Source organism: uncultured Polaribacter sp. (assembly GCF_947497125.1).
Taxonomy (GTDB): Bacteria; Bacteroidota; Bacteroidia; order Flavobacteriales; family Flavobacteriaceae; genus Polaribacter.
In genome coordinates this window covers 240,606-263,462 of sequence record NZ_CANMFI010000003.1, presented here as the reverse complement: position 1 = coordinate 263,462, position 22,857 = coordinate 240,606, and the positions used below count along the sequence as shown (strand labels likewise).

Annotated in this window: 19 protein-coding genes; 7 read left to right on the top strand and 12 right to left on the bottom strand. The window is 30.6% G+C overall.

The features are described from left to right. Positions 1-68: 68 nt before the first annotated feature. From Q0678_RS06570 to Q0678_RS06550, 5 genes are read left to right on the top strand one after another with little or no spacing between them, the layout of a single operon-like run. Positions 69-1,505, top strand: coding sequence for a sodium:solute symporter (locus Q0678_RS06570; protein ID WP_299055589.1), 1,437 nt, complete (start codon positions 69-71; stop codon positions 1,503-1,505). Continuing rightward, a complete protein-coding gene (locus Q0678_RS06565) occupies positions 1,505-1,915 on the top strand; it encodes a hypothetical protein (protein ID WP_299055587.1) in 411 nt (136 codons plus the stop codon). Before Q0678_RS06570 ends, Q0678_RS06565 begins: the two co-directional genes overlap by 1 nt. Positions 1,916-1,918: 3 nt before the next feature. Then, a complete protein-coding gene (pdxH, locus tag Q0678_RS06560) occupies positions 1,919-2,566 on the top strand; it encodes a pyridoxamine 5'-phosphate oxidase (RefSeq protein ID WP_299055585.1) in 648 nt (215 codons plus the stop codon). 36 nt (positions 2,567-2,602) lie between these two features. After that, positions 2,603-3,091, top strand: coding sequence for a histidine phosphatase family protein (locus tag Q0678_RS06555; protein ID WP_299055583.1), 489 nt, complete (start codon positions 2,603-2,605; stop codon positions 3,089-3,091). 6 nt (positions 3,092-3,097) lie between these two features. Then, positions 3,098-3,997, top strand: coding sequence for an exopolyphosphatase (locus Q0678_RS06550; RefSeq protein ID WP_299055580.1), 900 nt, complete (start codon positions 3,098-3,100; stop codon positions 3,995-3,997). A 3-nt stretch (positions 3,998-4,000) separates the two neighbouring features. Here Q0678_RS06550 and Q0678_RS06545 read toward each other — a convergent pair whose 3' ends face one another. From Q0678_RS06545 to Q0678_RS06505, 9 genes are all read right to left on the bottom strand, one after another. Further along, positions 4,001-5,080, bottom strand: a complete 1,080-nt coding sequence (locus Q0678_RS06545) for an AMP-binding protein (RefSeq protein WP_367181500.1) — start codon at positions 5,078-5,080, stop codon at positions 4,001-4,003. A gap of 14 nt (positions 5,081-5,094) precedes the next feature. Next, a complete protein-coding gene (locus tag Q0678_RS06540) occupies positions 5,095-6,048 on the bottom strand; it encodes a CPBP family intramembrane glutamic endopeptidase (RefSeq protein WP_299055574.1) in 954 nt (317 codons plus the stop codon). Positions 6,049-6,057: 9 nt separating this feature from the next. Next, complete coding sequence (locus tag Q0678_RS06535) at positions 6,058-7,095, bottom strand: o-succinylbenzoate synthase (RefSeq protein WP_299055572.1); 1,038 nt, start codon at positions 7,093-7,095, stop codon at positions 6,058-6,060. A 24-nt stretch (positions 7,096-7,119) separates the two neighbouring features. Continuing rightward, the gene (locus Q0678_RS06530) at positions 7,120-7,638 is read right to left on the bottom strand and encodes an SRPBCC family protein (RefSeq protein WP_299055569.1); all 519 of its coding nucleotides are present in this window, start codon (positions 7,636-7,638) and stop codon (positions 7,120-7,122) included. Between the two features lie 26 nt (positions 7,639-7,664). Next, positions 7,665-8,591: a 1,4-dihydroxy-2-naphthoate octaprenyltransferase gene (menA, locus tag Q0678_RS06525; protein WP_299055567.1), complete on the bottom strand. Its 927-nt coding sequence runs from the start codon at positions 8,589-8,591 to the stop codon at positions 7,665-7,667. A gap of 56 nt (positions 8,592-8,647) precedes the next feature. Then, the gene (locus tag Q0678_RS06520) at positions 8,648-9,427 is read right to left on the bottom strand and encodes a (Fe-S)-binding protein (RefSeq protein WP_299055565.1); all 780 of its coding nucleotides are present in this window, start codon (positions 9,425-9,427) and stop codon (positions 8,648-8,650) included. A gap of 75 nt (positions 9,428-9,502) precedes the next feature. Then, positions 9,503-10,819, bottom strand: a complete 1,317-nt coding sequence (locus Q0678_RS06515) for a (Fe-S)-binding protein (RefSeq protein WP_299055563.1) — start codon at positions 10,817-10,819, stop codon at positions 9,503-9,505. An 11-nt stretch (positions 10,820-10,830) separates the two neighbouring features. Next, positions 10,831-11,799: an MlaD family protein gene (locus tag Q0678_RS06510; RefSeq protein WP_299055560.1), complete on the bottom strand. Its 969-nt coding sequence runs from the start codon at positions 11,797-11,799 to the stop codon at positions 10,831-10,833. Positions 11,800-11,852: 53 nt separating this feature from the next. Beyond that, on the bottom strand, positions 11,853-12,944 hold the full coding sequence (locus Q0678_RS06505; protein WP_299055557.1) for an N-acetylmuramoyl-L-alanine amidase: 1,092 nt from the start codon (positions 12,942-12,944) through the stop codon (positions 11,853-11,855). Positions 12,945-13,036: 92 nt separating this feature from the next. Between Q0678_RS06505 and Q0678_RS06500 the strand changes: the two genes are divergently transcribed. Together Q0678_RS06500 and Q0678_RS06495 are read left to right on the top strand one after the other, a co-directional pair. After that, the gene (locus Q0678_RS06500) at positions 13,037-15,691 is read left to right on the top strand and encodes a putative LPS assembly protein LptD (protein WP_299055555.1); all 2,655 of its coding nucleotides are present in this window, start codon (positions 13,037-13,039) and stop codon (positions 15,689-15,691) included. Positions 15,692-15,730: 39 nt separating this feature from the next. Continuing rightward, positions 15,731-16,111, top strand: a complete 381-nt coding sequence (locus tag Q0678_RS06495; protein WP_299055552.1) for a RidA family protein — start codon at positions 15,731-15,733, stop codon at positions 16,109-16,111. 107 nt (positions 16,112-16,218) lie between these two features. Here the strand turns inward: Q0678_RS06495 and gap are convergent, their stop codons facing one another. From gap to Q0678_RS06480, 3 genes are all read right to left on the bottom strand, one after another. After that, the gene (gene gap, locus Q0678_RS06490) at positions 16,219-17,220 is read right to left on the bottom strand and encodes a type I glyceraldehyde-3-phosphate dehydrogenase (RefSeq protein ID WP_299055550.1); all 1,002 of its coding nucleotides are present in this window, start codon (positions 17,218-17,220) and stop codon (positions 16,219-16,221) included. A gap of 25 nt (positions 17,221-17,245) precedes the next feature. Beyond that, positions 17,246-18,229, bottom strand: coding sequence for a 6-phosphofructokinase (gene pfkA / locus Q0678_RS06485; RefSeq protein WP_299055547.1), 984 nt, complete (start codon positions 18,227-18,229; stop codon positions 17,246-17,248). A 167-nt stretch (positions 18,230-18,396) separates the two neighbouring features. Next, positions 18,397-22,788, bottom strand: a complete 4,392-nt coding sequence (locus tag Q0678_RS06480; RefSeq protein ID WP_299055544.1) for a translocation/assembly module TamB domain-containing protein — start codon at positions 22,786-22,788, stop codon at positions 18,397-18,399. Positions 22,789-22,857 lie beyond the last annotated feature (69 nt).

The following is a 22,857-nucleotide window of genomic DNA, read 5'->3' as shown; positions in this document are numbered from 1 at the left end:
TTAATTTTTATATAAAATTTTAAAAAGAGTATATTCGTAATTTACAACCCATAATTCTAAATAAATCCATGCAACCCATTCACATTATTTTATTAATTGTTGCTTACTTTTCTGTATTAATTTTCATTTCATACATCACCGGAAAATCTGCAGACAACAACACTTTTTTTAAAGCAAACAATTCTTCGCCTTGGTATTTAGTTGCTTTTGGTATGATTGGCGCTTCGTTATCTGGTGTTACATTTATTTCTGTTCCGGGTTGGGTAGAAGCGCAAAATATGAGTTATTTTCAAATGGTATTAGGCTATGTTTTGGGCTATGCAGTAATTGGTTTGGTATTACTACCGTTGTATTATAAATTAAACCTTACCTCTATTTACACTTATTTAGAAGACAGGTTCGGAAAATACTCATACAAAACCGGCGCAAGTTTCTTTTTACTATCTAGAACTATTGGTGCTGCTTTTAGACTGTTTTTAGTCGCAAATGTGTTACAAGCCATTTTATTTGATGCTTACGGAGTTCCGTTTTGGGTAACCGTATCAATAACCATCTTGCTAATTTGGTTGTACACCTTTAAAGGAGGAATAAAAACCATTGTTTGGACAGATACTTTGCAAACACTATTCATGTTAATTGCTGTAGGTGTTTGTATTTACAACGTAACCAACGAATTGCAAATAGAGAACTTAGCAACCTATGTATCTAAAAGTAAATTTTCAAAAATATTTTATTTTGATGACATACATACTGGAAATTATTTCTGGAAACAATTTTTATCAGGTGCTTTTATTGCAGTTGTAATGACTGGTTTAGACCAAGACATGATGCAGAAAAACCTAACCTGTAAAAACTTAAAAGATGCACAAAAAAATATGTTTTGGTTTACTATCGTGTTGGTTATAGTAAATTTTTTCTTTTTAGCATTAGGTGTTTTACTTACAGATTATGCGTATCAAAACGGAATTAATGCCAGCAAAGACCAGCTATTTCCTATCATTGCCACAAGTGGGAATTTAGGCATTGCTACTGCACTTTTCTTTTTATTAGGTTTGATAGCCGCAGCATACTCAAGTGCAGATTCTGCACTAACCTCTTTAACAACCTCTTTTAGTATCGATATTTTAGAGATTGATAAAAACAAAGATGAAAAAGAACAGGTAAAAACACGTAAGAAAATTCATGTTATTTTTTCTATTGTATTAATCATCATCATCTTAATTTTTAAGTATTTTATTGCCAACCAAAGTGTGATTGCTAATATTTTTAAAGCAGCAGGTTATACCTACGGACCTTTATTAGGCTTGTATGCTTTTGGCTTGTTTACAAAACACCAACTAAAAGACAAAATGGTGCCCATTGTTTGTTTAATAGCACCCATTGTAACATTTATAATTAGTACTTACAGTTTACAATATTTTAATTTCGATTTTGGATTTTTTGTATTGGTCTTAAATGGTTTTTTAACTTTTGTTGGTTTATATTTGTTTAAAAGATCGTCATAATGAAAAACAACTTTCTGTTATTTTTATTTTTTACTACTTGCATTGGTTTTAGCCAAATAAAAGCAACAGGATATTTTAATTCAGAAATAGGAATGAGTTATGAGTTTTCTGAAAAAATTCAGGCAGAATTAAAAATTGACGATGCTGTAGACAAATCATTTAGCAGTAAATTAAGTGTTTTGTATAAAATTAAAAACAAAGAAACTTACAACCTAAATTTAGGATTAGGTGTAAATGTTTTTCTTTTTGAAGAATTAGATCAACTAGAAAGTTTTTACATACCATTTCAATTAGAAATTTTACCTTTTAAAAATTACAAAAACATCGGTTTCGTTCTTGAAACGGCCTATCATATTGCTGAAAATGAAAACGGATTAAGAAACTCAGTTGGAATTAGATATCTATTTTAAAACATGCAAAAAGACTTAAGTAACTATCGTAAATCTTACGAAAAACAAGAACTATTAGAAAATAATTGTCCAGAAAACCCAATGGAATTATTTAGAACTTGGTTTGCAAATGCAGAAGAATCAGAATCTGTAGAAGAAACCAATGCTATGAATATTAGTACTATTGGTAAAGACGGATTTCCAAAAAACAGAATTGTATTGTTAAAGAAATTTACTTGGGAAGGTTTTGTTTTCTTTACAAATTACGCTTCAGAGAAAGGAAATGCCATCGCAAATAACAATAATATTTGTCTATCTTTTTTCTGGCCAGCTTTAGAACAACAAATAATTATAAAAGGTAGAGCAGAAAAGTTAGCTGAAAATTTATCTGATGGATATTTTGATTCTAGACCAGATGGAAGCAAGTTAGGTGCCTGGGCATCAAACCAAAGTTCAGTTATAAAATCTAGAGCAATTTTAGAGGAAAATTTAGCAAGCCTAGAAAAAGAATACGAAACCAAAGAAATACCAAGACCAGAACATTGGGGTGGTTATTTGGTTAAACCAATTTCTATAGAATTTTGGCAAGGACGTCCAAACAGATTACACGACAGAATTAGATATTCTTTAGCAGAAGATTTTTCTTGGATATTAGAAAGATTAGCTCCATAATTTTTATATTTACATTAAGATAATTTAAGAAATTGAATGAAAACAATTTACATAGTTAGACACGCAAAATCTTCTTGGGAGTACGAGGGAATAGAAGATATTGATAGGCCTTTAAAGAAAAGAGGTATCAAAGATGCGCATTTAATGTCTAAATTTTTAGCTCAAGAAATTAACAGACCAGATGTTTTTGTGTCTAGCAGTGCAAATAGAGCTTTGCATACAGGAGTTATTTTTTGTGACAATTTTGAATATCCTTTATCTAATCTGCAAATTAAAAAACAACTCTACAGTTTTAGCGATGGATATTTGGTAAAAACGGTAAAAGCACTAGATGATGGTTTTAATTCTGCCATTATTTTTAGTCATGACCACGGCATCAACTCTTTTGTAAATAAATTTGGAAGCACACCAATCTCTCATGTTACTACCTGTGGTGTGGTTGGTATTCAATTTGAAGAAAAACATTGGAAAAACATAAAAAAAGGAAAAACAATTTTAATTGAATTCCCCAAAAACCATAAATAAATTTAAGTGTTAGAAATAAAAAAATACGGTGCAATCGATATTGGTTCTAATGCCATAAGACTGCTTATTGCAAACGTAATTGTTTCCGAAGACAAAGAACCTCAATTTAAAAAATCTTCTTTAGTACGTGTGCCTATTAGACTAGGTGCAGATGCTTTTACAGGAGATGGCATCATAAGCAAAGCCAATACAAACCGAATGGTAGAAGCCATGGAGGCTTTTAAACTACTTATGAAAGTGCACAATGTAGAACGCTACAAAGCCTGCGCTACCTCTGCAATGAGAGAGGCTGTAAATGGTACAGAAGTGGCTACAGAAATTTTAAATAAAACAGGCGTACAGATAGATATTATTGGTGGTAAAGAAGAAGCTAAAATTATATCTTCTACAGATTTAAACACCTTAATTCAGGGCGATAATTCTTATCTGTATGTAGATGTAGGTGGCGGTAGTACAGAGTTTACTCTTTTTTCAAAAGGAAAAATTATTACTTCAAAATCTTTTAAAATGGGTACAGTTCGTTTATTGAACAATAAAAAAGCTGTGAATAAAGAGATTTTTGCCAATGTAGAAAAGTGGATTAAAAAAAACACAAAAGACCTAAAAAAAGTGACACTCATTGGGTCTGGCGGTAACATTAACAAGCTATTTAAAATGTCTGGGAGAACAGAAGGAAAACCGATTTCTTACATCTATTTAAATGCACAATATCAGTTTTTAAAACAGATGTCTTTTGAAGATAGAATATCAGAATTAAGCTTAAACCCAGATAGAGCAGATGTTATTATTCCAGCAACTAAAATTTACTTATCTGCAATGAAATGGAGTGGCGCAAGAAAAATCTATGTACCAAAAATTGGTTTGTCTGATGGTATTATTAAAAGTTTATTTTATAATAAAATTTAACACCTATCTTTTAAGTAATTCTAATGTTTTGTTACGTTGGATTTTTTTTGTGCCCGTTTCTATAAATTGATCCATAAAATAAATCTCTTTTGGAATTTCAAATTTAGAAAGTGTTCTTAAATTTTGTATTTCAGAGAATAATTTATTTTTATATAATTGATGATCAATAGGCGCCTCTACAACCAAAATAAGTTTGTTCCCTAACAATTCGTCTTCTATACCCGTAACAAAAAAGCGCTGTTTTATAAGTGTTGATAGCTGTTCTTCTATTTTTTCTGGATATAATTTTATACCACCAGAATTTATCACATTGTCTATACGACCTAACCACTCGAATTGAGTATCAGAAATTAACTGAACCACATCATTTGTAAATACAATTTCGTTGGCAACATTATTATTTTTAAGCACCAAACAGTTTCTTTGATCTATATAAATTGTTGTGTTTGGTAACGTTTTATAATAGGCAATCGTTACTGAATTTGAAATAGCTCCCTTAAAATGATTTAGCTTTTTTATAGCGATATGTGTAATGGTTTCTGTCATGCCATATGTAGCAAAAACGTTTGTAGAAATAGACTGCAATTTGTCTTGTAGTTTTTTTGAAACCACTCCTCCACCAATAATTAAGGTCTCTAATAAATGTATTTTATCTAAAGAATTTTCTACTTGCAAAGGTACCATTGCAGAAAAATCATATTTTTTTGAAATGGTTTTTAAAGGTGAAGCATTAGAGGATACAATATCTATATGCCACCCCAAAGTAAGCGCTCTTACCAACATCATTTTACCAGCAATATATTTTGATGGCAAACACATTAAAGCTGTAGTTTTTGGTTTTAAATTGAAAAATTGCCCAGTTGCAAGGGCAGAATTTATCATTTTTTGTTTTAATAACTGAATGTCTTTTGGAGTGCCTGTAGAGCCTGAAGTTTGCACAATAACATACTCTTTCTTTGAAAACCAGTCTTGTAGAAATTGATAAATTTCTTCAGAAAAATCTTTCGAATAAGACAAAATTTCATCGACACTTGTAAATGAAAAACCGTTCAGTTTAAAATCTTTATGTAGGTTATTTTGCAACAATATTTTTAGTGTTATAAATTGTCTTCTTGAATAGTTTTAGGAACTAAAACAGCACCTGTTAATTTTTCTTTCCAGTTTGACCAAGCATACTTTTTAGAAAAAATCTGCAACATCAAAGGATATAAAAGAAAAACAGGAATAAACATTTGCCACGTTACAGAAGGCTCTGAAGTATCTATATACAAAGCATCTGTTTGAAAAACAGTCCAATCTGTTGTTACTAAAAAAGCAGCAGTGATATTATTAACAGCATGTAAACCTAAGGCAATTTCAGTGCCTTCGTCCATTAAAGTTGTAATTCCGTATAGAAAACCTGTACCAATATAAAATACCATAGCAATCTGTCCTAGTTTTGCAACTTCTGGATTTGCGCCATGTAATAACCCAAAAACTACCGATGTAATAAGCAAAGGAACCCATCTGTTTCCTACTAAAACACCGAGACCTTGCATCAAGTAGCCTCTAAAAAGTAATTCTTCTAAACTTGTTTGAAAAGGAATGCATACCAATGAAATAGCAACTAGAATGAAAAAAGGAGTCGCATTAAAGTTCCATGTATAATTTTCTGGAGCTAGATAAATTCCGATAAACGTCATTACAACCGCCAAACTACCCCACACAAAAAACGCATAAAAAAAACGATTCCAATCTATTTTTTCTCGGCTGGTTATTAAAGAAGTAATACTTCTTTTATGAACATATTTAACACCTACAAAAAGAAAAATCAAACCTATAAAAAAAGATAAGATCATTAAAAACAGAAAAAGATTTTTATCAATACCTGCCGTCATAAAACTTGCTTGTGCAAATTCTGTAAATTGGGCTAAATTTTCTGACACATTAAATACTGCTACCACCAAAGGAATAACACCCAAAATTTGCCACCCAAAAAACACCAATAGTATCGTTACTAACCAATGGTACCATTCATTTTTACCTTTGTATGCTTGCTGTATAAAATTCATCTTAAAAGCTTATAGTTTAAAGTCCCATTGTATAGCGTTATTATAGTGTAACGCTCCATTTGCAACAGTTAACGGACTTGTAAAATTGTTTGTAAACAAACCACCAGTTCCTAATCCTTGAGGCAATTTATTTTGTAAATCATAGGTAAATTGTGCAATTACATTTAAACCAATATTGCTCTCTAATGCAGAGGTAATCCACCAGTCTATGTTGTTGTTTTCTGCAATAGAAATCCACTCTTTACTTCCTGCGATTCCACCAACCAAACTGGGTTTTAAAATAATATATTGTGGTTGTATGGTTTCTAAAAGTGTCTTTTTATCAGACTCTGTAAACACACCAATCAACTCTTCATCTAACGCAATTGGCAAAGGTGTTTTTTCGCATAAAAAAGCCATTTCTTCTAACTGACCTTGTTTAATTGGTTGCTCTATAGAATGTAAATCTAACGCTGATAAAACACTTAGTTTTTCTAAAGCATTTTCTTTGGTAAATGCACCATTTGCATCTACTCTTAATTCAATTTCATTTGAAGAAAATTCATTTCTAATCGATTTTAACAACGCTATTTCTGTATCAAAATCAATTGCACCAATTTTCATTTTTATACATGAAAAACCCGTTTTTAATTTTTCTTTAATCTGAGTTTTCATAAACTCTTTGTCTCCCATCCAAACCAAACCGTTTATAGAAATAGATTCGTTTCCTTTGGTAAATTCTGATGGAAACAACTCGAAAGAATCCTTACTTCGTAAAGATAAAAAAGCTTGCTCTAATCCAAATTGAATAGAAGGAAACTCAAAAAGCTCTTTAAGCAACAACTCTTCTCCTTTATCTATATTACTACAAACCCAAATTAATTTTTCTTCATAATTAGGAACATCATCTATACTTAAACCTCTAAACAAACCCGTTTCTCCAATACCTGATTTGCCGTTTTCTTCTAACAGAATAAACCAAGTTTCTTTAGTTCTTAAAACACCACGAGATGTTCCGCTTGGGTTTTTAAAATTGAGAATGTATTTTTTGTAAGTTGCTTTTATCAATGTTGTATGAATGGTATGTATAATTTAATTTTTGCTTTCTATAAACTCCTTAAAATTATTTAAGTAAGATTGATCTTGTGCTTTAAATGTACCCTTAAAATACGGAAAAATACACGCCATAATATAAGAATCACTTTGGCAACTTGCATTTAAAGTTACAGTTGAAACACCATCTGTCTCTGAAAAAGTATAATCGTCCTTTTTTAACATATTCTCTGCATCAAAAAACAATGTAATTTTTTCGTTTGGAATGTATGCCATAATCTTTTCTGTCATTGTTATTTCTTGTCCCTTATTTTCTATAACAATTTTATACACACTACCTGTTTTGGCTATATTTTCTTCTAAAACATCAATAGAAATAATTTCTGGAATCCAATTTTTAACATTTTTTACGTTTGTAAAGGTCTCAAATACAACTTCAAGAGGCTTATTAATTGAAACTTGAACACTATAATCAGTTTTTTTTACAAACAAGCCTGTAAGTAAAAACACCACAATTATTAATGAGATACTACTTAAAATAATTTTTATTGCTTTCATGAAATATAATGTGTTTTAATCAAGAATTAAAAAAAATGACTCACTGAAAAAAGAATTGCAAATAAAAAAGTACTTAAAGCTACTTTTTTTAATTCACCATCTAGCTCTCTTGGATTATCATTTAAAGCTACTTTTTTAACATTTTTTAGTAACGGAATAAAAGCAATTAAATAAATAAATTGATAAATTGATGAAAACCTAAAAAATGAAAATAAAATTGCACAAAAAAGCGCTCCGAATATTAAAAAGTAATGATATTTTTTTGCCTTTAAAACACCTAGTTTTACTACCAGAGTATTTTTATTATTTTTTGCATCTTCTTCTCTATCACGTAAATTGTTTAAGTTTAAAACCGCAGTACTTAAAAACCCAATAGAAATTGCTGGCAAAAACACTATTAAATCTAGTTGCTTTGTAAACAGAAAATAACTGCCAACTACACTTAACAATCCGAAAAACAAAAAAACAAATAGGTCTCCAAAACCACTGTAACCATAGGCAGAGTTACCAACTGTATATTTTATTGCGGCTATAATTGCTGTGATTCCTAAGAAAAAAAATAAGATTGAATATTTAAAGTTTTGACTACCAAAAGAAAAAAATATTAAAAATAACGCAGATATTAACGTTAAGGTCGTAGCTATAACAATAGCTCTTTTCATTTGCCTGGGTGTAATTGCACCTGATGAAACCATGCGAGCCTCACCTAACCTATTTTTATCTGTCCCTTTTACACCATCTCCGTAATCATTTGCAAAGTTAGAAATTACTTGAAAACCAATAGTCGTTAAAATTGCAAACCAAAAAATTGGAGAAGAAAAAATAGATAGTGAATCATTGCTAAGTGCAACATTATAAAAATGATAATTACCTAAAACAGCACCAACTATAACGCCTGAAATAGATAAAGGTAAAGTTCTTAATCGAGCTGCTTTTATATAATTTTGTGTCATTAAAAGGATGTAATTCTAAAATATTAAAAATTCGGAATATAAGTACTGTTATTTATTTACAAATTATTTGCTTCTGCAATCAATTCTGCAATATCTTTTACAATAACACTATCTTCTTTTTCTTTAAATTTTATACCATCAGTCATCATTGTATTGCAATAAGGACAACCTGTTGCAATAATATCTGGTTTGGTTTCTAAAGCGTCTTCTGTTCTTAATACATTTATTTCTTTGTCTCCACGCTCTGCATCTTTAAACATTTGAGCACCTCCAGCACCACAACACAAAGCTGTTTGTTTGCTACGCTTCATCTCTGTTAAATTTACACCTAATCTTCTTATTAGGTCTCTTGGAGATTCATATACATCATTTGCTCTTCCTAAATAACAAGGATCATGAAAAGTAACTCTTTTTCCTTGAAGGTTTTTATCGTCTATTTTTAAACGTCCTTCTGCGATAAGGTTTTGTATGAATTGTGTGTGATGCAACACCTCATAATTACCACCTAAATTAGTGTATTCATTTTTTAAGGTATTGAAAGAATGAGGATCGCAGGTTACAATTTTTTTAATATTGTATCCATTTAAAACCTCGATGTTCATCATTGCTTGCATCTGAAACAAGAATTCGTTTCCAGCTCTTTTAGCAGCATCTCCTGTAGAAGATTCTTCGGTACCTAAAACAGCAAAATCTACATTTGCATGCTGTAATATTTTTACAAATGCTCTTGTTATTTTTTTTGCTCTATCATCATAACTTCCTGCAGCTCCAACCCAAAATAAAACTTCTGGTTGTTTTCCTTGAGCCATCATTTCTGCCATTGTTTGTACAATCATAGTTTATAGTTTTTGTATTAGAATTTAATTTTTGGTTAGCGAAGTATTGCTAAAATTAAACACATAAAATTAATTTTATTCTTCTTTTGCCCAGTTTAAACGGTCTTGCTGGTTGTATTGCCATGGAGCACCATTGTTTTCAATATTACTCATCATCGCATTTAACTCTTGTGGTGCAGCACTTTGCTCCATTACCAAATACCTACGCATGTCTAAAATAATAGAAAGCGGATCTATATTTACAGGGCATTCTTCTACACAAGCATTACAACTTGTACAAGCCCATAATTCTTCTGGAGTTATGTAATCGTTCAAAAGCTGTTTTCCGTCATCTTTAAAAACACCTTTATTAGCATCTATATTTCTACCAACCTCTTCTAAACGATCTCTTGTATCCATCATAATTTTACGAGGAGATAGTTTTTTTCCTGTTAAGTTTGCAGGACATGCAGAAGTACATCTACCACATTCTGTACAAGTATAAGCATTCATTAACTGAACCCAGTTTAAATCTGTAACTTCAGATGCACCAAATTTTTCTGGGATAGCTTCTTCTTCTGAAGATTCTGGAGTAGCATAAGGATCTGCACTTGGATCCATCATTATTTTTACTTCATTTGTAACCGCTTCTAAATTATTAAATTGCCCTTTTGGATTTAAATTGGCATAATAAGTGTTTGGAAACGCTAATAAAATATGTAAATGTTTAGAATAGTATAAATAATTTAGAAAAACTAAAATACCTAAAATATGTATCCACCAAGCAGTTCTCTCTATTAAATGCAAGCTATCAGCAGAAAAACCATCAAATAGAGGTGTTATAAATTGACTCATTGGATTTCCTATTCCTGCTTGTTGAAATGAAGCATCCGCAGCATTCATCAATAAGAAAAGACTCATTAAAACCATTTCGAAATATAAAATAAGATTTCCGTCTTTTTTAGGCCATCCTTTCATTTCGCTACTTAAAAAACGTTTGATATTTGATAAGTTTCTTCGGATCCAAAAAATAATTACTGCGATAAAAACCAATGCTGCAAGAACCTCGAAAGTTCCTATTAAAAAACCATAGATTTGAGTGCCTAAAAAGTCCTTAAAAATTCTATGAGTACCAAATAGACCATCAATTATTATTTCTAATACCTCAATATTTATAATAATAAAGCCAACATAAACAACAATGTGTAAAAAGCCAGAAAACGGTCTTTTAATCATTTTTGATTGCCCTAAAGCAATCATTATCATATTCTTTAGCCTCTCAGATTTTTTATCATTTCTATTAAGATCTTTCCCGAGGTTTATATTTCTAGATATTTTTCTAATATTTATAGTAAAAAAACCAATACCTAATAATAATGTTAAGGCAAAAACGATGTTTGGTAAGTATTGCATATTTTTATGATTTAATTATTAGAATTTTCTTTAACATCTTCGTTTGTTGGCTGATATGCTGCTGCTTTTTTACCAAACAATGAAAAATGAACGAATCTTTTTGGGTGTAATTTTAACTCTCTAAGTAAGTTTTCTAATTCTTTAGACATTTCAGCTAAATTGGTATACAAAACATCATCGGTAACCAACTTACCTATAGTTCCTTTTCCGTTATTAATACCAGCTAACATAAAATTAGCTGAATTAAGTGTGGTTTCTGCTTTTCGCATAATCTCACCAATATTTGCATTTGCTAATGTGTCTGAAACTTTAGAAAAATTAGCTGTAATCAATTTTGTATTGGCAATACTTTCTTTTAAATCGTTTGTTGATTCATCCATAAAATCATTAACAATTACGATTGTTTTTTTCACTTCGTTTAAAGTAAACTCTAAACTTTTAACAGAAGTTTTTATACTATTTTGCGTTGGTATATCTAAAATATTATTTACGTTCTTAAATAAAGAGTCTGCACTAATAATAACATGTTCTAGTTTTGCTTGTAAAGGATCTAAACGCTCGCCAATTGAGGTAAACAAGCTAGACTCTATTTCTCCTTTTAAATAATCTCCAGAAATGGCATCTTCGCCTTCATAACTTGGTACTATGGCTAAATTTGAACCTCCTAAAGGACTAGGAGAATATATTTTAACAATACTATTTTTAGAAAAAAGAAAATCATTATTTACAACAAAACTTACAATAAGTCCGCCTTTTTTTGAAACCTCTTTATTAAATTCTATTTGAGTGATTTTACCTACTTTTAGTCCGTTAATAGTTACTAAACTCGACTTGCTTAAGCCTGCAATATTTGAATACTCTACTTTAAAATATCGAGAATTTGAATCGAAAAGGTTTTCTCCTTTTAAAAAATTATAACCCCATATAAAAATAGCTATGATAATAATAGCAACAATTCCTATTTTAAACTCTTTTGTCATTTATCTACAATTTATCACAAAATTACTAATAATATTTGGGAGAGTACTAGAATTTAGTTGGTTTTAATAACCTCTGCCACCGAGACCTTTTTACCCTCTTTAAAAGCAACCACAAATGCTGATGAAAATCCTTTCTTTTTAGCTATTTCTAGAGATTTTTTTACATCGGTATAGCTAGAAGTAATTCCATAATAATACTTGTAACTATTACCTACCTTAACTCTGTCAATATTTTTTAATCCTTTAAAATTATATGCTTTTGTAGTAACTTTACGACTACTAGATGCAATTTGCACCTTAAACTCTACATTACTATTTGATGTTTCGGGTGTTGTATTAAGCTGTACAGTATTCTTCTTTAAATTATCTACATAACTTAAAACAGCATCTGAAATTGCTGAACTCATTTGCGCTTGACCAGCTTTAGAATTTAAAAATTTCCCTTCTTTTTTATTGGTTAAAAACCCCAATTCTACCAAAACACTTGGCATAACGGTTTCTCTTAAAACCTGAAAATTATCTTGCTTTACTTTACGGTCATTTCTTTTTAACTTAAAAGCAAAGTTGTGCTGAATTAAACCTGCAATGGCCAAGCTTTTATCTAAATTTTCTTCCTGTAAAAGAGACAATCCTATGACAGACTCTGCAGAGTTTTTATCAAAACCTACATACCTTTCTTTATAATCTTCTTCAAAGAAAATAGAAGCATTTTCTCTTTTAGCTATTTCTAAGTTTTTCTTATTTCCTCTTAATCCTAATACAAAAGTACCAGCACCATAGGCATTAGATGTATGAGAGTCGCAATGAATAGAAATAAATAAGTCTGCTTTTGCATTGTTTGCAATTTCTCCTCTTTTCCATAAAGGCGGGTAAGTATCGCCTTTTCTGGTGTAAATTACTTTAATGTCTTTATTTTTATTTAACCTATCTCCAACAGCCAAAGCTACTTTTAAAGCTATATTTTTCTCTTTATAACCATTCCCTAGGTTACCAGGATCTTTACCTCCATGACCAGCATCTATAACTATTACGTATTTTTTTTGTGCCTCTGTTTTTAAAGAAGTCGCTAAAAAAGCAAATACAAAGAGAAATTTAACGATAATTTTTACTTTGGTACTAAATTTGTGATTTTGTTTAAATAGCATCAATAAATTTTAACTAATTTTGGCAATGTAAATTTTGTACTCCAAAAATAGAGCCATAATTTTACCTTAATACAAAAATAGCATTTATAGCATTGCAAACAAAAATATCATACATTCTTTTATTTTGCTGTCTTTTATTTATAAATAAAGGGTTTTCTCAAAACGAAAAACCTAAAAATGAGGCTGTAAAAAAAAGTATATCTCTCTTAAAAAACACTAAAGATTCTTTAGCGATTCAAAAAAAAGATACTACCGCTAAAGATAGTATTAAAGTTAAAGAAACCATCGAAGATATTATCATTCATGATGCCAAAGATTACACCATACAAAATACCAAAAATAAAACTGTAGAACTCTACAATGAGGCGCATATTACCTATACAGATATAGACCTAAAAGCAGGTATTATTATTGTTGATTACAAAAAAAACACCCTATTTGCTAAAGGCTTAATAGACAGTACAGGCTATGTACAAAGACCTGTTTTTATTCAAGGTAGTCAAGAATCTGAACAAGACTCTATTATTTACAACTTTAAAAGCAAACGCGCTTTAATTTATGGCTTAAAAACAAAACAAGGTGAAATGTTTACCTATGGCGAAAAAACTAAGCGTGTTAACGACTCTACAATCTATGTAAGAAATATTAGATTTACTACTTCTGATAAAAAAGTACCCGATTACTATATTGCTACCAACAAAGCTAAGTTAGTGCCTGGTAAAAAAATTATTGTAGGTACTAGTAACTTAGTATTAGCAGATATACCAACACCGCTGTTTTTACCTTTTGCTTATTTTCCGCTAAGCGAAACAAGCGTTTCTGGATTTTTAATACCTGCTTTTGATACCGGAAGTAGCACAAGAGGTATTGGTTTTCAAAATGGAGGATATTACTTCGCTTTAAGTGACTATATGGATTTAACTGTTTTGGCAGATGCATATTCTAATGGTAGTTGGGGAAGCAGAATATCATCAAACTATAGAAAAAGGTATCGCTTTAGTGGTAGTTTTAGCTTTAATTTCGAAAATAACATCAATGGCATTAGAGGTTTTGACACTTACAGCAAAGCAAATAATTTTAATATTAGATGGTCTCACAGTCAAGACTCTAAAGCTAGCCCTAACTCTAGATTTTCTGCCTCAGTAAATTTAGGAAGTAGTCGATTTTTTAGAGAATCTCAAAATCAATTTAATGTTGCACAAACTCAAACAAACACTCTAAATTCTTCTATTAATTATAGTAAAACTTTTGTTGGTACACCTTTTAATATGAATTTGACTGCCACGCATCAACAAAATACAAACACGCAAAACATAACAATGACTCTGCCGTCATTAACTGTAAATATGGATCGTATTTATCCGTTTGCAGGTAAAGGAGATATTCAAAAAACACCCATTCAAAAAATGGGATTTAATTACACCCTACAAGGTCAGTACTTAATTAATACAACAGACACAGAATTTCTTACTTCTAAAATGTTTGAAACCGCTAGAGCAGGAATGCAACATAGAACGGGTACAAACACCAATATTAAAGCATTTAAATACTTTACTTTATCGCCAAGTGTAAACTATGAAGAAACCTGGCAATTCGATTACATTCAAAAAAAATATGACATTACAGAAGATGTTGTAGTAACAGATACTTTAAGAGGATTTAAAAGCTATAGAGAATATAATGCTGGTGTTAGTTTATCTACCAATATATATGGAACTTTTAATTTTAAAAAAGGTCGATTAAAAACAATAAGACATACTTTTAGACCATCTATTTCTTACTCATACAGACCCGACTTTAAAGACAAATACACACAACAAGTACAAAGAAGTGCAGATGCCACAGACTTATTAGACTATACCCTTTATGATCAAGGTATATATGGTGCTCCTTCTGCTGGCTTAAGTAATGCAATCGGAATTACTTTAAACAATGTGCTTGAGGCTAAGGTTGCCCCTAAAAATTCGGAGAGTGAAGACGAAGAAGACGAGAAAATAACTATTTTAAATAATTTAAACTTTAGCAGCTCTTACAATATTGCTGCCGATAGCTTGCGTTGGTCTCCGGTAAGTTTTTCTGCTGGTACAAGATTGTTTAAAGACAAATTAGCTGTTAACTTAAATGGCTCTTTTGACCCTTACAAAGTGAATGCTGCAGGTGTTAGAATTAATGAATTTAACCCGAATATTTTAAGACTAACCAACGCAAACATAACTGCAAATTATAGTATTTCTAGTACAGATTTTGATAAATCTAAAAAAGACGAAGTTGACAACAGAAATGGTAATGGCGCCCAAAATGGTATTGACGTTATTGGCGCAGATATTAACCCGACCGATAGATTTGGACAAAGGAACAATGTTAACACAGAAGAAGACAATAATAAAGAAGCAAAACTTTACCATGCAGACATACCTTGGTCTATTAATTTAGCATACTCTACAAATTACAGAAATGATGGTATTAATGGCGGAGAAATTGGTGTGCATAGTTTAATGTTTAGTGGTAATATAGAATTAACACCAAAATGGCAAATGGGCTATTCTTCTGGTTATGACATTAAAAATGGAGGATTTACATTCTCTAGATTCAATTTTACAAGAGATTTAGACAGTTGGCAGTTTAATTTTAACTGGGTTCCGTTTGGCACCAACTCTTCTTACACATTTTTTATTGGTGTTAAATCTTCTGTTTTAGCCGATTTAAAATGGGATAAAAACAAGCCACCAGATAGAAGACTATTTTAAGTTTTATGTAAAAACCACAACCTTGAAACGTATCAAAAAATGAAAAAAATAATAAAAACTACAAATGCACCTGCACCGATAGGCCCATACAATCAAGCTGTATTGTCTGGTAACACACTTTATACCTCAGGTCAAATTGCGATTAATCCTAAAACAGGTGATTTAGTTTTAGACTCTATTGAAGAAGAAACAAAACAAGTTATGGAAAACATGAAGGCTGTTTTAAATGCTGCTGATATGACTTTTGAAAACGTAATTAAAACTTCTATTTTTGTTTCTGATATGAATAATTTTAGTGAAATCAACAATATTTACGCTACTTATTTTAATGAAGAAACAGCACCTGCAAGAGAAACGGTAGAAGTTGCTAATTTGCCAAAATTTGTGAATGTAGAAATTAGCGCTATTGCAGTAAAATAGTATTTTGTATTTATCTAAAATAAAAACTTAGATACCTTAAAATAAAGCATAAAAAAACCTGATAGATTTGTTTCTATCAGGTTTTTTTTTAGTTTTTAAAACTCTTTCTATAATGAAGCAGCATATTCGATTAAATCAACGATTTTAGTTGAATAACCAATTTCATTATCATACCAAGAAACAATTTTTACAAAATTATCGTTTAACGCAATACCAGCATTCGCATCAAAAATAGAAGTACGAGTATCACCAACAAAGTCTTGAGAAACTACTAAGTCTTCAGTATATCCTAAAACACCTTTCATTGGTCCGCTTTCAGAAGCAGCTTTCATTGCAGCACAAATTTCTTTATAGGTAGCTGGTTTGTCTAATTTTACAGTTAAATCTACTACAGAAACATCCATTGTAGGAACTCTAAAAGCCATACCCGTTAACTTACCGTTTAAAGCAGGTATTACTTTACCTACTGCTTTAGCTGCACCGGTAGATGAAGGAATGATGTTATGAATAGCAGAACGTCCACCTCTCCAATCTTTCATAGAAGGTCCGTCTACAGTTTTTTGAGTTGCCGTAGCTGCATGAACGGTTGTCATTAACCCTTCTGAGATACCCCAGTTGTCATTTAATACTTTCGCTATTGGTGACAAACAGTTAGTTGTACAAGAAGCGTTTGAAAATATTTTTTGATCTGCTTTTAATTCTGTGTTGTTTACACCCATTACAAACATTGGTGTATGGTCTTTAGATGGTGCAGATAATACTACTTTTTTTGCACCAGCTTCTAAATGCTTACCTGCAGTTTCTTCTGTTAAGAAAAATCCAGTAGATTCAATTACATATTCTGCAGACACTTCATTCCATTTAAGGTTTGCAGGGTCTCTTTCGGCTGTAATTCTAATTGAATTACCGTTTACAACTAACATACCGTCTTTTACATCTACAGTTCCTTCAAAATTACCATGAACAGAGTCATATTTTAACATGTAAGCTAAATAATCTACATCTAATAAATCATTAATAGCTACTACTTGTACATCTTTTCTATTTACTGTAGATCTAAAAGCTAATCTTCCTATTCTTCCAAAACCGTTAATTCCTATTTTAATCATTTTACTAATTTTAAATTAATTATTTTTATGTGGTCATTATATCAGAAACTCTTAAGAGTTCGTGGTTGATAGAATGCCCTCCTTTTATTGCTTCTAAAATACTAGAGCTTATTACTTCGTTATCTTTTAAACCTACCATTAGATTTGTTTTACCATCTAGCAGTAACTCAACAGATTTCACACCTAATCTACTTGCTAAAACACGGTCGAAACAAGAAGGTGAACCTCCTCTTTGCATGTGTCCAAGAATTGATACTCGAACATCATATTCTGGTAAATTTTCTTCTACGTACTTTGCTAATTCATAAACGTTTTTACCCGATTTATCGCCTTCTGCAACTACAACAATACTAGATGATTTACCAGTTCTTCTACTCTTTTTAAGAGATTCTAACATTCTGTCTAAACCTAAATTTTCTTCTGGTATTAAAATTTCTTCTGCACCTGCACCTACACCTGCATTAAGAGCAATAAAACCAGCATCTCGCCCCATTACTTCTACAAAGAAAAGCCTGTTATGAGAAGAGGCGGTATCTCTAATTTTATCAATTGCTTCGACAGCTGTATTTAAGGCTGTATCATACCCAATGGTATGCGAAGTACCAAAAATATCGTTATCTATAGTACCTGGTATTCCTATCACAGGAAAATTATACTCTTCATTAAAAAGAACTGCTCCTGTAAAAGAACCATCACCACCAATAACAATTAACCCTTCAATGTTTTGTTCTTTTAAATTCTCAAAAGCAATCTTTCTACCTTCTTTTGTTCTAAATTCTTTAGATCTAGCAGATTTAAGAATGGTACCTCCTTTGTTTATAATATTATTTACACTTCTAGCTGTTAACTCAATAAAGTCTGCATCTATAAGGCCTTCATAACCTCTATAAATACCAACACAACTAACTCTGTAGTAAGCACATGCTCTAACTACAGATCTTATTGCAGCGTTCATTCCTGGGGCATCGCCTCCAGATGTCATTACCGCTATTTTTTTTATTTTTTTCATATATTCTACCGTAAAATTAAGGCTTTAATGTGGTTTAAAATAATAAAACTACGAAATCGTTTTAGAGCAAAAAGAGGCTATTTACAAAGAAAAAAAGCGATTTATTTTACAGAATAAATCGACCTAAAAAAATATACATGCACTATAAAAACATCTTTAAGATTGTTTTAATTTCCTTCAAAATCTAACAACTCTTTTTGTTTTAACTTTAGAGAATCTGAAACAACTGTAGCGCTTTCTTTTTTTCTTTTTCTCTTTATTTTCTTTAATAGTTCTGACAAGCTATTAAAGTTTACTTGATATGACAACCCAACACCCTGTGTATAGCCTTCTTCTTCTGTAGAATACTGAATCTCGTTTTGTCTATTAAAAATAACCCCTCTAAAATTTCCATCTTTATTTAACAAAACTTCTACTTTTACCTCTCCTACTACACTAGATTGAGTTTGAGCACCCACTGGCACACCAACTTTACCATTAATAATAATTTTATCACCTAACTGTGTACTTACAGAAACATCTACTTGATTGTCTATATTTAAACGATCTATATCATTACCGCTATTACCTTGCTGATAATCGAGCCCTAATTGAAACTTACCCTCTGGATTATTTAACAGACTAGAAAATGCTGCCGCAACTGCACTTGATGCTGTGCTAGAAATTGTTTCACCTGCATTAAAATCTACTTTATCTGGGTTCGCAAAATTACCTAACGCCAATAACGATATAAATTGTGTGGTTTTTTCGTTTACATTATTATCGTTTAATATAAATTCTAATTCACTTGCAATAGAAGGATCTACATTAGTCAACTGAATATCTAAATCTTGCTTAGAACTAAAAAGGCCGCCAGTAATTTTGGTTACTAAATCTACCTCAATCTTTCGATTTGAATTAAAGTTTTGAAGTAAAACACCCGGATTTGCCTTTGCTTTATAAATTGCAGTTACATCTAAATTTGCTTCATAAGGACTTCCATTCCAAGAAACGCTTCCTCCTTTTTGAATTAAAAAAGGTTTGTTTACAATACCACCGTATTTAAAATCGTACACACCATTGTTAATATTATAATCGCCAAACATATTAAACTTTCCTCGGGTATTTATTTCTATACGCAAATTACCATCTCCGTTACCAGTTAACTGACTTCCGTTAACCTCATCTATAACCACTTGTGCAGTAGCATTTTTATTTACTTCTAAATCTATATTTAAAGAAAGACCTTTAAGCGCTTCTAAAGCCACTTCTTGCTGCCTTTCTTTTACTTTTTTTTCTGTTGATTTAAAATGGATTAAACTAAAACTATCAACAGTTTCAATATCTTTAAGTGGTAAAACAAAAGAAGTTCCCGGCATTGTTTTTGCGTTAATATCGATGGTTAATTGATCTGTTAAACCTGTAATACTTGCGGTACCATCAATAAAAGCTGTACCGTAATACAAAGCTTCTTCAGAATTTTCAGTATCTAAAACCAATAAATTATCGCTTTCAATCTCGATGTTTAAAAACCAGTTTTCGAAATTTAAATGAGTAATATCTCCAATTAATCTTCCATTCGTTTTGTGTTTAGTATCTCTTAGGGCTATACTTTCAAATATAAAAGATTGCTCTTGCATTGTAATTATTGAAGTTCCTAAAAAATCGTAATCTACATTTAAATAAGGAAAACTTAAACCAGCATTTTCAAGTGTTAATGTTCCTTCCATCTCAGGATTTCCCAAAAAACCTTTTAAAGAAAAATTACCAGAGGCACTACCTCTTATAGAAGAAAAAACATCTTTGCCTAAAGGACTAAAAGCGTCTAAACCAAAATTCTCTAAATACATTTCTAAGTCTATTAATGGTCTTTTTTCTGAAAAATCTAACGATCCAATTGCTGCAATACTTTTTACTTTATCGTTATTTATTGATAATTGAACCCCGTATTTTTCATAAGAATTATCTCCTTTGATATTTAAAGATAAATCTCCTTGCTTAAAATCATTAACTTCAAAATCTTTAATAAATAAAACACCTTCCGGACTGTATACACCCTCTTGCTGAACAAAATCTAAATTCCCCGAAAGAGCACCTTTTAAACTAAGACTGTCTATTTTTGGCAAAAAACTCTCTAGTTTAACATTTTTAAAATCGGCCAAAAGCACCTTTTCTGTATCTCCTTTTAAATTTCCAGAAAATGCAAGTTCTTGAACCCCAGAAACAAGTTTAAACTGACTAAAATTAAAGTCGTTTTCTTTTAAGTTAAAAGTAACCTTGTCGGTATTTAGGTTGTCTGGGGCTATATGCCAAATATTTTCTTTAAACTCAAAAGAAGATTTTTCGAACCCTATTACCGAGTTCCCTTCTGGATTAAATGTGTAATAAAAATCTAAATTAAACTTCTCATTTTCTTTTTTACCACCTGCAAAAACAGACTTAAAATAAAGAGTGTCTTTTTGATTTAAACTCAATAAGTTTAACTTAGACACTTCATAATACTTTGTTGCAACATTCGCGGCTGTTAAATGAGAGTTATATAACGGATTCTGATTATCTGTTCGTAATAACAAATCTGTTATTACGTTACCATAAAAGTCTATTTTCGGTGATGAAAAAGTAACTTTAAGCTGATTTTTATCAGACTTTATTTTTCCTTTAATTTTAGTGTTATTATCAATAGAAACTTCCGGAAAAAAAACCGTTACTATTTGATTGTAAATTGTAAAATTAAAATCTAAAAATTGATGTGGTGCAACAGTATATGGTGTATAATTTGCATAAATACTACCCAATGCATTTTGTGCTACTGGTAAAAGTTCTGAAAAAGAAAAATTACCTGTTAAACTTCCGTTTGCTATATCTTTAGAAATAACTTCGATGTTTTTAATACTATCTTTTACAGAAGAAACTAACTGAAATTCTTTAAAATTAAATACTTTTTTTTCGTTGGTATAAAAAACATCATTAAAGGTTGCTTTACCAGTAATATCGTCAAAAGTGTTGCCTGCAACATCTAATTCTATACTTCCTTTTAAAATAGCAATACTATCTCTTTTAAAAAGATTGGTTTCTTTTAGGTTTAAATAACGAATATCAGACTTAAAATCGAATCTATTTTCTGCTGATGATAAATCTGCAAGACCTTTAAAATTCATTTTAAAATTCTGATCATCAACTTTTAATTCACCATCAAACTTATTGTTTTGATATTGACCGTTTGCTGTAATATTTTTGTACGTATAATTTTTAAAACTCAACATAGACACTACGCCATCAAAAGAGGTATCTATGTTTGATAATTTAAAACCACTACCAATAACAGCTCCTTTTAAAGAGACCTCACCAAATAACGGGTCGTTAAAAAAGTTACCTAAATGAAACTTATCTAACACAATGTTTCCTTCATACTTTGCGTTATCTATGGTTACAATATTAGAAATTTGCAAATCTGTGTTCAGTGCACCAATATCAGATTTTAAATCTAAGGTTGCCTTAACTTCATCTTGGGTTACAGATACATTTCCAACAACGTCAAAATCGCCAAATTTTTCAAGCTCAGAAGGCATGGTTTTCCCTAAAACGTTAGGCAACAAGTGTTTTAGTTTTAAATAATTTGCGGTTAGTTTTCTAAAATTTCCGTTAAATTCAAATCCTCTTTCAACATTAACAGCATTTGCAAAGTTTAAATCTCCATAAATTTGTAGCCCTTTTTTTGATACTAATGAAAATTGTTTTAGAGAAAAACGATTCATCTTTCCTTTCAAATTTCCTTTCATTTTAAAAACATCAAAACCGTTTAATTCGTTGTAATATTTTTTTAAATCTGTATTCGAAATTATTGAGTTATCAAATTCTGCATTTATTAAAACTTTATCATTAAAATTAGCTAAATCTTCTCTTGTGTAACTAAAATCTATTGTTGCTTTAATATCTGACCCTTTCGTTTTTAAAACAGTATTCTTAAAATGCATAGCTGTTTTAGAGTAGGTAAAATCTGTAGTTAAATTAGCAACCTCTACCCCTCTGTTATCAGTAAAATAAAGCCCTCTAATTTTTGATGAAAAATCGGCACCATTTACCAATAAATCTTGTAAGTTCCCTCCAATATTTTTAGCAGAAAAAGAAATCGGGTTTGTTTTGTTGTAATTTTTTAAGATATAATTTAAGTTACTTACATACACGTTAGAAGTTCTTAATATAAATTTTTTATCTAACGAATCTATTGGTTTATTGCTTCTAAAACCTTCAATAAAAGCGCTTAAAGAATCATCAAACTCATCTTTATAAGTTTGCATATAAACATGGGCATCACTAATGGTAACACTTCCTAAATTAATTTCACTCTCCATTGCACTTTGCAAACTTAAAAGTGAGGTAGAAAGAGATTTCACAAATATCAAAGTATCTTTATGATGATCTTTTACCTGAACACCTTTTAGCTTTATATTCCCTAAAAAAGAAAGATCTATTTTTTGAATGCTAATATTTGTATGGTACTCTTCATTTATTTTTTGAGTAGCATAATTACCTAATTTTGTTTGTATAGCAGGTATTGAAAGCAGTATGCTAACAAGCAATAAAAAGAGTGAAAAGTACCCTAAAGACTTTAGTATTTTTTTTATCGCGTTTTTGATAATTACTGATAT